The 11,466-nt window shown below is 62.7% G+C and carries 7 protein-coding genes; 1 reads left to right on the forward strand and 6 read right to left on the reverse strand.

Annotated features, from left to right (window positions below; all coding sequences use genetic code 11):
- Window positions 1-5: 5 nt before the first annotated feature.
- A complete protein-coding gene (locus tag AQZ52_RS08420; protein WP_156424820.1) occupies window positions 6-2,165 on the reverse strand; it encodes a penicillin acylase family protein in 2,160 nt (719 codons plus the stop codon).
- Window positions 2,166-2,374: 209 nt separating this feature from the next.
- Here AQZ52_RS08420 and AQZ52_RS08425 point away from each other — a divergent pair, with 209 nt between their 5' ends.
- A complete protein-coding gene (locus AQZ52_RS08425; protein WP_067908407.1) occupies window positions 2,375-6,550 on the forward strand; it encodes a LamG-like jellyroll fold domain-containing protein in 4,176 nt (1,391 codons plus the stop codon).
- A gap of 77 nt (window positions 6,551-6,627) precedes the next feature.
- Here AQZ52_RS08425 and AQZ52_RS19070 read toward each other — a convergent pair whose 3' ends face one another.
- The 5 genes from AQZ52_RS19070 to AQZ52_RS08450 all read right to left on the reverse strand — a co-directional run bounded on the left by AQZ52_RS19070 (window position 6,628) and on the right by AQZ52_RS08450 (window position 11,403).
- A complete protein-coding gene (locus AQZ52_RS19070) occupies window positions 6,628-9,282 on the reverse strand; it encodes a choice-of-anchor L domain-containing protein (RefSeq protein WP_067908410.1) in 2,655 nt (884 codons plus the stop codon).
- Between the two features lie 350 nt (window positions 9,283-9,632).
- A complete protein-coding gene (gene rplI / locus AQZ52_RS08435; protein ID WP_067908412.1) occupies window positions 9,633-10,232 on the reverse strand; it encodes a 50S ribosomal protein L9 in 600 nt (199 codons plus the stop codon).
- A 12-nt stretch (window positions 10,233-10,244) separates the two neighbouring features.
- Entirely contained in the window at window positions 10,245-10,469 is a 225-nt protein-coding gene (gene rpsR, locus AQZ52_RS18460; protein ID WP_054121790.1) for a 30S ribosomal protein S18, read from the reverse strand.
- A 3-nt stretch (window positions 10,470-10,472) separates the two neighbouring features.
- The gene (rpsF, locus tag AQZ52_RS18465; RefSeq protein ID WP_067908416.1) at window positions 10,473-10,835 is read right to left on the reverse strand and encodes a 30S ribosomal protein S6; all 363 of its coding nucleotides are present in this window, start codon (window positions 10,833-10,835) and stop codon (window positions 10,473-10,475) included.
- 163 nt (window positions 10,836-10,998) lie between these two features.
- Window positions 10,999-11,403 carry a PilZ domain-containing protein gene (locus tag AQZ52_RS08450; protein ID WP_067908419.1) on the reverse strand — a complete coding sequence of 135 codons (405 nt, stop codon included), beginning with the start codon at window positions 11,401-11,403 and terminating at the stop codon, window positions 10,999-11,001.
- Window positions 11,404-11,466: the final 63 nt, after the last annotated feature.

Genomic DNA, 11,466 nt, shown 5'->3' on the forward strand with positions numbered 1-11,466 from the left:
GGGCTTCAGCGCATTCGTTTGAGCACCTTGGTCGAGACGACGTGGGCCTTGAGGTCTTCGGGATAGAACCACACCTCGCGCAAGTTGCCGGCGGCGTAGCGGTCCACCTGATCGCCGAAGTGGGGCGAAGCCGGATCGGCGCTGGTGCCGCCAATGCTCACCGCGCGGGCGCGTACCCTGGGGCCGAACTCGACCACCGCGACGAAGCTGTTGCCGCTGGTGCCGTACATCCGCTTCGTGCCCGGATAGCGCTGCGCCCCGAACGAGGCGAGGCTGCCCCAGTTGCCGCTGGCGAACGGGATCGGCGTGCTGGGCTTTGCATCATCGAAGGTCTGCGTGATGGCCCCGTCATTGCGCTGATAGCGGTTGAGCGCCCCCCACGGCACCCGCCACGAGCCGAAATCGCCGACAAGCCGGTTCACCGCATCGTCCAGCGCGGCAAGGCGCTGGGCATCGGTGATCCGATTGTTCATGCGCTCCCACAGGCTTTCCTCGTCGCCGTCGCTCATGGCTGAAACGCGGTTCCACAAGGCTTCGGCATAGCCGACCGCAAGGCTGGTGGCGGTGGAGCCGAGCGCCCACTTGTGGTCCCAGCCCTTCAGCAGCGTGATGGGGTCATCCCGCTTCGCATCCGGCGCTGCGGCGTGCGCAGCGAAGAGCGGCGGCAACAGGCGGTCGAACGCGGGGAGGGCGGGGTCATAGGCTGCCGCCATCAGCTTCTCGGGCGTGAAGTCGTGCCGGCCTTCCAGCACCGCAAGGGCGTGGGCTTCGCGTGCATTGGCGCCAACTTCATCCATGTAGCGCGGGTAGGCGTCCTTCTTCGGGCTGTCTGCCCCTGCGGCGGTCCACGGGGCATTGTTGACGTTGAAGACCCAGCCGTTGGCGGGCTTCAGCACGTTCGGCAGGCTCGAGAGAGGGTGAAGGCCCTGCCACCGGGCGGCCGGGTTGCTGCCGTCGACGGGTTTGCGCCAATCAAGGCTGTTGTCGCGGATGGGAATGAACTGCGGGTGCAGGTACGCGATCTCGCCCCTGGTATCGGCGAACAGGGTGTTGTTGCTCGAATTGGCCTGCAGTCCGGCCACCTTGAGGAAGCTCGCGAGATCGCGGGTCTTGGTGCGCAGGAAGCTCTGCTCCAGCGCCGGGATGGGCCGGTTCATCAGGCCGTAGGCAATCCACTTGCCGCCCTCCTCGCGCACCACCGGGCCATGCTCGCTGGCATAAGTCGTGAAGCTGCGCGGGGTGAACGAGCCGTCCGGCTGGCGAACCTTGATCGTGACCGACTGGGCAGAGAAGGGCTTCACGGCATCGCCGACACGGTAGGCGGGCGCCTTCCCCGGCTGCTGCACCACGGTTTCGGCAAATTCGTCGATCCGGTCCGCCCCCGTGGTCGTGTGCATCCAGCCTGCGTTCTGGTTGAAGCCCTGGTAGATGAAGAACTGTCCCCAGGTCGCCGCGCCATAGGCGTTGAGGCCCTCGCCACTCGTGACTTGCTGTTCGGCGCGGAAATAGAAGCTGGTGTGGGGGTTGATGAGCAGCAGCGCATGGCCGTTCGCGGTGCGTGAGGGGGCGATGGCGATGCCGTTGGAGCCGGCCGGTTCCGTGAGGCGGCGGCCCAGTTCCTCGTCGGTCATGGCAACCTGGCGGGCGCCGTAGAACGCCTCGACCTGCGAGACCGGCACGCGCTCGATATCGCCGCCGATGCTGCCTTCGGTGAAGCTGAGGGCCATCCACGGCTCGAAGTGCGTCAGGACCTTCGGTCGTACGTCCGGATGATCCGCAAGGTAGGCGTTCAGGCCGCCAGCCCAGGCATCCATCAATTTGCGGAGCCACGCGGGGCTTTTGGCATAGTCAGCCTTCAGTACAGCAGGGTCGATCCACAGCCGCTGGCGCAGATCCTGCCAAAGCGCTGCTTCGCCTTCGGCTTCGGCAAGACGACCCAGGCTCACGAGGTAGTTGCGCTCGATTCGGGGAAAGTCATCCTCCGCCTGCGCATAGATCATGCCAAAGACAGCGTCGGCGTCGGTCTTGCCCGAGACGTGCGCGATACCCCACTCATCGCGTTCGATTTTCGCTTCGCCGATTATTTCGGAACTTTTCCCGAGCGAGTTAACCGGTGCAGCACCGACAAGGAGTGCAACAACTGCGACGACATGTTCACGCTTCAAGGTATCCTCCACTCACTTCATCGCAGTCTAGGATTCCAAGTGTTTGGGATCAAACATTCTTTTCGCCACCGTGGAGATTGGTTCGATACGGTGAAATGCCCGAATTTTAAGCATCTAGGTTAACGCCTTAGGGGTATTCCGCAGCCATTGTACTTAAAACGTCCTTCGGCATGCTCTGCGCATAAGACGGACAGTCAAGGAGATGCGCGATGGGGATCATTGGAACTACTGGCACGGGACTCGACCGGGCCGTCGATTTGATTGCGAACGATTACGGTCTCAACATGGGCACATCCGGCGCGGCCATCCGTGAAGGTGCGGCTGCTGCCGATGCGATGAACGGCCTGATCGTGAATGCGATCCGGACGCTTGGGCTTGCCAACGATGGCGAGATCACCGTTTCGGACATCTACTCGCTCAACAGCTATCTGCGCGGCAACAGCCTCGCCAAGTTCACGGCGCTCTACGGAACCGAGACCAACGGCGTCGAAACCGGCTTCCAGCTTGTTTCGGGTGAGGGCGCGGTAACGCGGCTGTTCGGCGAGGCCGGCGTCGACCGGGTGCTCGACGGCATCTACGACATCGCCTTCGATATCAAGGACGGTCATCTCACCTCTCCCCGCAACTACTGGGGGCCGGGTGTCGATGATGTGGCGCATTGGCTCAACACCCTGCTCGCACCCGAACTCGCTGCCGGTACGCTCAAGAACACCAAGGCCGATCCGCAGGCGCATGGCACCACCGGCACCGGACTCGACCTGATCGCCGAGCGCCTGCTCGACGACATCGGGCTCAACCACCGTATCTCGCAAAAGCAGATCAACGATGCCTCTGTCTCGGCTGACGGGATGGCCAAGATCATGCTTCAGGCGATCAAGGCAACCGGTGTCGCGGACGACAACAAGCTCGATCCGATGGACATGGTCGATCTCAACCACTGGATCATCGTCAACAAGCTCGACGAATGGACCAAGCTCCACGGCGATGACGAAGGCGCGTTCGAAAGCGGCCTGCACTATGCGCAGGGCGATGGCGGCCGCGACTACATCTACGGCGACCTCTCGGTGGATACCGTGGCCGACGGCATCTACCATATCGGTTTCAAGATCAGCGGCGACCGCTTCGAGAACGAGGACGGCAATGCCAACCAGCGCATCACCGATACTTCGGACTGGATCAGCCTGTTGCTGAAGGACGATCTGGCATCGGGTTCGCTGCATTCGAACCATGCCGCAGTCGATGCCAACTCGCTCAAGCCCAATCTCGTGTTCAGCAAGGCGGGCCTTGTCACCGACGACGGCACCAAGGGCTCGGTCGATCTGGGCAAGCTGCCGACGACCAGCGTGGCCGAAGGCACCATCGCGCTGGACTTCGTAGCGAACCATGCCGACGACGGCGCGACCCATGTGATCTTCTCGAAGGATGGCGCTTCCAACGCGGATGGCGATATCACCACCTTCATCCGCGACGGCGAACTCTACGTCATCCTGCAGGATGGCAGCCGTGACTGGTGGCTCAAGGCAGAAGGCGTGACGATCGAGAGCGGCCGCCAGTATTCGCTCGCGATCACGTTCGGGCAGGATGGGCTCGGCCTGTTCCTCAACGGCAAGCGCGTGGCTGCCGATGTCGACGCGACGAGCGGTCTTGGACCCAACACCCGCGGTCTCGTGCTCGGTGCCGGCACCTGGGGCCGCGATGCCAGCCACATGAACCAGATGGACAGCCACCTCGATGGCAAGGTCGGCAATCTTGCGGTCTATGATCGCATTCTCGATCCCTTCGAGCTGCGGGCGATCAACCATTCGGGCGCACTGCCGGCCGAGTGGAACGGCACGGCCGCGCTGGAGGGCGATCAGCCCGCCGTTCGTGCCGGAACGGGCCTGAAGGGCGAGATCTTTGATCGCGGCACCAGTTTCGATTCGATCGACGATCTCATCGCGCAGACCGCGACGAAGAACGCCAACTACCACCTCACCGCATCGGCTGTGAACTTCGGCGGGTTCAAGGAAGTCGCCACGCTCGGCCAGTTCCTCGATGGCAAGGGCCAGATGACCGATGGCGGTGCGGACACCGCGATGAACACGATCGGCATGCGCCTGCAGGGCTACATCTGGCTCGAAAAGGGGCAGCACCTTGTCAACGTGCGCTCGGACGATGGTTTCCTGCTCAAGCTCGGTGGCGATGAATTGTCGAGCTTTGCCGGAAATCGCGGCTTCACCGGTACCAGCCAGACGATCACTATCGACAAGTCCGGGCTCTATGCCGTCGATCTCTACTATTTCGACAACACCGGTGCGGAAGGCCTGCGACTGGAACTCGACGGCGATCCAGTGGGCGCAGACCGGCTTTACGCCTCGATCGACGACTACAAGTCGGCGCTTGCCGCCAATGGCGCGATGCCCCAAGGCGGCCTGCCCTATGCCTATGACGGTCCGGTGGGTACGACGGGCACCGGGCTCGATCAGCTCATCCAGATCGTCGGCGAGGATGTCGGCCTGAAGAACAACATCTCCGCCGCGCAGATCCGCGAAGGTGCGGCGGCTGCGGACAAGCTCAACCACATCATCATCGATGCGATCAACGCCACCGGGGCCATGGATGATGGCCACCTGACCGTTGCGGAAACCTACGACCTTTCGGCGTGGATCCGCGCCAATCAGTCGGCCGCGTTCCTTGCCGCACATGGCAACGACGAAAACATGATCGAGACCGGCTTCCACAAGATCCAGGGCGATCACGGGGCCAGCTACCTGCTTGGTGACAGCGCGATCGATACGGTGATGGATGGCATCTATCACATCGGTTTCGCTACCAAGTGGGACCGCTTCCTCAACGAGGACGGGAACGCCAACGCGCGCGTCGAGACGGTGACGTACTGGCTCAACGAGCTTCTTGGCACCACGCCGCTTCCCGCGCCCGGCCCCGGGACATCGCCGCTGGTGGGCAGTGCCTCGGCACCCAATGTAACAGTCACTTCAGGGCTCAATGTGCGGCTGGCGGCAGAAGCCAAGTCGCTCATGCTGGGCGGGACCGCAGTCAACGGCACGGGCAATGCCAAGGACAACGTCATCACCGGCAACGAACAGTCCAACCTGCTCGAGGGCAAGGAAGGCAACGACAGGCTGGTCGGCGGGGGCGGCAATGATACGCTGATCGGCGGGACCGGTGCCGACACGATGATCGGCGGCACGGGCTCGGACGACTACTGGATCGACAATGTCGGCGACATCGTTTCGGAAGGGGCAGATCCCAATCCAGGCAGCGATACGGTTCACATCACCGGCAGCAGCATCACCAGCTTCGTGATCGGTGCCTATTTCGAGAACGTTGTTGTCGAGTCTTCGGTTGGCACGAAGCTCACCGGCAACGTCCTTTCCAACGAAATGACCGGCGGTGGCGGCAACGACGATATCTCGGGCGGCGTCGGCTATGACAAACTCTATGGCGGCGGCGGCAACGATATCCTGAATGGCGGCACCGGCGACGACCTGCTCGATGGCGGTTCGGGCAATGACACAATGACGGGCGGTACCGGCAACGATACCTTCGTGGTCTCGAGCAGCGGCGACAAGGTGATCGAACTGGTGGGCGAGGGCACCGACACAGTGATCAGTGCAGTAAACTATACGCTCGGTGCCACGCTCGAAAATCTGGTCCTTGATGGGTCTGCCACCAACGGCACCGGCAATGACCTCGCCAACAAGATCACCGGCAATGGCAACGCCAATTATCTCGACGGGCGAGGCGGTGCCGATATCCTGGCAGGCGGGGGCGGCAACGATGTCTACGTCGTCGACAATAGCGCCGACAAGATCATCGAGCAGGGCAACGATGGCGTGGACACGGTAAAGTCGACGGTGAGCTACACGCTCGGCGACAACGTCGAGAACCTTATCCTCATGGGCACGGCGGCTATCAATGGTACCGGCAACATGGGCAACAACGACATCAGCGGCAACGATGCAGCCAATACCCTGTCGGGCGGCGCTGGCATCGACACGCTGCGGGGCTTGGGCGGAAACGATATCCTGATCGGCGGTCAGGGGCTCGATTCGCTGTTCGGCGGCGCCGGAGCGGATACCTTCGTCTATACCAGCCTGCAGGATGCCGGCATCGATACGAAGTACCGCGACACCATCGGCGATTTCTCCCACGCGGAGCACGATATCATCGACCTGTCCAAGATCGATGCCAACGGGGCCGATGCGGGGGACGGCGTGTTCAAGCTGGTGACCGCCTTCGATGGCTCGCACGGCGCGCTGACGGTGACGGCGCAGGGCAGCCAGTGGCTGGTGCAGGGCGACGTGAACGGCGACAAGGTGGCCGATTTCGCGATCGTGGTGACCAGCAGTACCGCGCTGGTTGCGGCCGATTTCGTGCTCTAGGCCTGTCCTGCGGGCACGATACAAAAAACAGGGCGTCCCCACCGGGGGCGCCCTGTCTCGTTTTGGCGAGCGGACCTTCAGATCAGCACGATATCCGCAGACGTCAGCGTGGGCTTGCCCGAGAGCAGCGCGATCTGGACTTGCGCTGCGCCGCCGAGGCCGTCTGGGTCATAGAACAAGGCGCCCGTCGCGCTGTTGTAGATCAGATGCTGGTCTGCCGTCGCTGCGGCCGTGCCGGTGGTGAAGGCTGCCCCTGGGAGAGCACCGGCGGGATCGGCGCCAAAGGCGGCAAAGGCGGCGCGGCTGATCTCGATATGGTCGACTGCGTGGACGAAGTCCTTGATCGTGTCGAAATTGGCCGCGGTTTCCGCCACGTCGAAGCGAAACGCGTCTGCGCCCGCCCCACCAGTCAGCCGGTCCGCGCCAAGCCCGCCGCTGAGCGTATCGTTGCCATCGCCGCCGGTCAGGCTGTCATTGCCGCCCAGGCCCGCGAGGCGGTTGTCGCCGCCGTTGCCAAGAATGGCATTGGCGAGCGCATTGCCCGTGCCGTCGATTGCGGCGGTGCCGAGGAGCGTCAGTTTTTCGACGTTGTCGGCAAGGACATGGCTGACCGCCGCGGAAACGCTGTCATAACCTTCGCCGGCCGCCTCGATGACCTGATCGCCGGCGTCATCGACGACATAGCCGTCATTGCCGATGCCCCCGATCAGGATATCGGCACCGGTGCCGCCATCGAGCTTGTCGTTGCCGCTGTCACCCTCGAGCGTATCGTTGCCCGCGCCGCCCGAGAGCTTGTCGTTGCCTTCTAGGCCGCGCAGGTGGTTATCCGCGCCATTGCCGGTGATGCTGTTGTCAGCTTCATTGCCGGTGCCGTCGATCGCGGCCGAGCCGGTGAGCGTGAGCTTTTCGACATTGGCCGCGAGGGTGTAGCTGATCGAGGCCGTGACGCTGTCATAGCCTTCGCCGGCCGCCTCACTGACCGTGTCGCCGGCATTGTCGACTGTGTAGCCATCGTCGCCGATGCCGCCGGCCATGCTGTCGGCACCGGTTCCCCCGTCGAGCTTGTCGTTGCCGGCCCCGCCGACAAGCGTATCGTCGCCCGCGCCGCCGGACAGCTTGTCGTTGCCGCCGAGGCCCTGCAAGATGTTGGCCGCACCGTTGCCGTTGATGGTGTTGTCGCCGTCGTTGCCCGTGCCGTCGATCGCAGCGGTTCCCGAGAGTGTCAGCTTCTCGACATGGGCGGTCAGCGTATAGCTGATCGAGGCTGTCACGCTGTCGTTGCCCTCTCCGGCCTGCTCGGTGACGATGTCGCCCGCGTTGTCGACCGTGTAGCCATCGTTGCCGGCGCCGCCGACGAGCGTGTCCGCACCCGCGCCGCCGTCGATCTTGTCGTCGCCGGCAAGGCCCTTGATCAGGTTGTCTCCGGCATTGCCGGCCAGCTTGTCCGCAAACGCCGAGCCGGTGAGGTTGTCGAGCGCGCTCAGCGTGTCGGTGCCATGGCCGGTCTTCTGCGGGCCGGTGAGCGCCAGGTTCACCTTCACGCTGCCCAGGGCCAGCTCGTAGCTGACGGTCTTGATCGTGGCGGTCCCGACGTAGGTGTCGTCGCCCGGGGTGCTCAGATAGACCGCATCGTCGATGATGTAGTTGGAGGTCGGAACGGTCTGGTCGGCAAACTTGAGGAATTCCACATCGGAACCGACCTTGTCGGTGCCGTCCGGGCTGTTCGGACGGTTGTCGACCACGGTGAGATAGCCGGTCTTCTTGTCGTAGGTGATCGTGTAGTCGGCCAGGTTGCCCGAGAACGTGGCGCTGTCCTCTGTCCCCTCGCCGCCGTTGATCACGTCGTTGCCGGCCTCGCCGCTGCTCTGGTCGTTGCCGCCTTCGCCATTGATCACGTCATCGCCGCCGCCGGCCTTGATCGTGTCGTCACCGCCCCCGGCATTGAAGATCTGGTCGTTGTCGTTGCCCTGCAGGTCGTTGGGCTTGTCGTCGCCGTTGACATCGCTGAACAGGCCGCCGCCGCCACCACTGCTGATGAGCTGGAAGCCCGAAATGAACAGGCCGGAATCGAGAACGCCGTCATTCAGGTCTGCGATCGCGATCTTGATATCGTTGGCGCCCTGATTGAGCGGCACGATGAAGGTCAGCGTCTTGCTGATGCCGTCGTATTGCAGCGGCGCATAGGCGTTGCCCGCGTTGTTCTGGAAGTTGCCTGCCGAAAGATTGTTGGACGAGACGCTCAGCGGCTTGCTCGCCTCATTGTTGAACAGGGCATAGTTCTTGCCGTTCACGAATACGGCGGCGATGTCGGGATAGGAGTCCACAAATTCAGGGTACTCTTCCGATCCGAACACGACCGAGAACTGCAGCGAATTGACTGCCGTATCGCTGACATTGAGCGTGAAATGGAGTTCGGTGGCGTCGAAGGACTTCGTGCCGGCGAGGATGGCATCGAGCTGCGGATCGCCCGGCAGGCCATTGTTGACACTGAAGCCGGTTGAATTGTTCGTCGGCCCCGGGGTTCCGCCCGTCGTCAGCAGCAGGCCCGCGCCGATCCCAAGCTGGGCGATCGAGCCATCATAGAAGTTTGTCGAAGCCGGCTTGCCGGTGATCGTGATGTCCGTGAAATCCGCCGCCGTCAGCGTGGTCGTCCCGGCGATCAGCGCGGTAATCAGCGAAACCGGCGTCAGGCTCGGGTCGGTCGAAGGATCGTAGTTCTGAAACGTTGCCATGGCTTGCCCCCTGCTGTGTTAGCAGAAATCAAGCTGCCTTCGCCTTGATATCGGATCAATCGGAAGACCATTCGAATCCGATGTTTCAATGTGATGAAGAAAATATTGTTCCCGTAATTTCGATATTTTAATGAGAATGGATCGTGAACAGGCTGTGCAAATTATCTCTATTTCGGATTTTTGTTTTTATTATAGATATATACTAAGTTATTTGACTTATATATCCTCGCGTAGGTCTTTTGCGGAGGATCCTCGGCGGTTCGCCGGCTGCGGGTCAGCGCGGCAGACGCAACAAAAAAGGGCACCTCCCTGCGGAGGCGCCCCTCTTGTTTTCAGGTCGAAGCCTTGTCTCAGGCTTCGGTGCCCTCGGCACGCTCCTCGAGCAGGTCGGCCGGGATTTCGCCCGGCTCTGCATTGGGGTCGTACTCTTCGGTGAAGCCGCCGACTTCGGTATCGAACATCGCGTCGATAACGTCGACGCCCTGCGACTGCAGCGCGGCTTCGTCGGGCGAACGGGCGACGTTGACCTTGACCGTCACGCTCACTTCGGGGTGGAGCGCAACCTTCACGGTCGAAATGCCGATGGTCTTGATCGGGCGTTCCAGCACCACCATCGACTTCGTCACCTTGGCGCCCTGTTCGACCAGCGCGTCGACGATGTCGCGCACCGAAACCGAACCATAGAGCTGGCCGGCGTTGGACGAGGCGCGGATGAGGACGACTTCCTTGCCCTCGACGTTGCCGGCTTCAGCCTGCGCGTCGGTGCGACGTGCGGCGTTGTCGGCTTCGATCTTGGCGCGGTTGGCCTCGAACACCTTGCGGTTGGCTTCGTTGGCGCGGAGCGCCTTCTTGTTGGGCAGCAGGAAGTTGCGCGCGTAGCCGTCCTTTACGGTGACAACGTCACCGATGGAGCCCAGCTTCTCGATGCGCTCGAGCAGGATGATCTGCATGGTCTGCGCTCCTTACTTGACGATGTAGGGCAGCAGGCCGATGTGCCGGGCGCGCTTGATCGCCTGGCCCAGCTCACGCTGCTTCTTTGCCGAAACGGCGGTGATGCGCGAAGGCACGATCTTGCCACGCTCGGACATGAAGCCCTGAAGCAGGCGCACGTCCTTGTAGTCGATGACCGGGGCGCCCTTGCCCGAGAACGGGCACGACTTGCGGCGGCGGAAAAACGGACGAGCCATGGCTTATTCCCCTTCGCGTTCGCGGCGGCGGGTCCGCTCGCGGTCGTTCTTGCGCATCATCACCGAGGGGCCGGCTTCGTGTTCGTCGACGCGAACGGTCATGAAGCGGATCACGTCCTCGTTGATCGCGGTCTGGCGCTCAAGCTCGGCGACCACGCCGGCGGGGGCGTCGATGTCGAGCAGCACGAAGTGCGCCTTGCGGTTCTTCTGGATCTTGTAAGCCAGCGAGCGAAGACCCCAGGTCTCGGTCTTGACGACCTTACCGTTGTTGGTCTCGACGATTTCGGTGGCGGTGGCGGCAAGCGCGTCAACCTGAGCCTGGCTCAGATCCTGACGCGCAAGGAAAACATGCTCGTAAAGCGGCATGGGCCTTGCGTCCTTCATCAATCTAACCGATCGCTGGCTGATCCGCGGTATTGCGGGGCCCCTCCGGCTTTCTTCGAGTTTCCGCAGACGAAGCCGTCACCCCGCCTGCGGAAGCGCTGGCCCTTAGCGGGAATCGGTGAGGATGCAAGGCTAAACTGGCATTTCAGGCCGCGTGGCGTGTCGGCGGCTCGGCCGGACCTTGCTTGGCCGCGGCATCGGGTTCGGGCCGGCCCATCTCGAGCCGCTGCAAATGGCCGATCGCGAAATCGGCGACAAGATTGGCGAATACGGTCTCGTGCAGCGGCAGCTCGAATTCGAGACCCGTGGTCATGTCCTTCGACCAGGCCACGAAGGCCAGTTTGGGGGCGAGCTCAGGCAGGAACAACGTGACCGTATCGCCGATGCGCTGGCGGGGAATGCCCTCGATCCGGGCTCCGTGCGTGGTCATGTCCTTAAGCATGACCGTTGACCGGGTGAGGCCGTGCTTGCAGCGTACCGGGAGCTCGAACCCCACACGGCGCGCGCGCCGGTGGTTGATGTTTTCCACCCCGTCGAAGTCATCGAACATGGCCTGCTCCTGCCGCACGTGTTTACCACATGCATTGAGAACGGTGGCAGGCAGCGCGCCTTC

Source organism: Novosphingobium fuchskuhlense (genome assembly GCF_001519075.1).
GTDB lineage: Bacteria > Pseudomonadota > Alphaproteobacteria > Sphingomonadales > Sphingomonadaceae > Novosphingobium > Novosphingobium fuchskuhlense.

Excerpts from the sequence above, each read along its gene's own strand:
- AQZ52_RS08450 (WP_067908419.1), bottom strand. The coding sequence starts at position 11,403 with ATGTTCGATGACTTCGACGGGGTGGAAAACATCAACCACCGGCGCGCG.
- rplI (WP_067908412.1), bottom strand. The coding sequence starts at position 10,232 with ATGCAGATCATCCTGCTCGAGCGCATCGAGAAGCTGGGCTCCATCGGT.
- rpsF (WP_067908416.1), bottom strand. The coding sequence starts at position 10,835 with ATGCCGCTTTACGAGCATGTTTTCCTTGCGCGTCAGGATCTGAGCCAG.
- AQZ52_RS08425 (WP_067908407.1), top strand. The coding sequence starts at position 2,375 with ATGGGGATCATTGGAACTACTGGCACGGGACTCGACCGGGCCGTCGAT.
- AQZ52_RS19070 (WP_067908410.1), bottom strand. The coding sequence starts at position 9,282 with ATGGCAACGTTTCAGAACTACGATCCTTCGACCGACCCGAGCCTGACG.
- rpsR (WP_054121790.1), bottom strand. The coding sequence starts at position 10,469 with ATGGCTCGTCCGTTTTTCCGCCGCCGCAAGTCGTGCCCGTTCTCGGGC.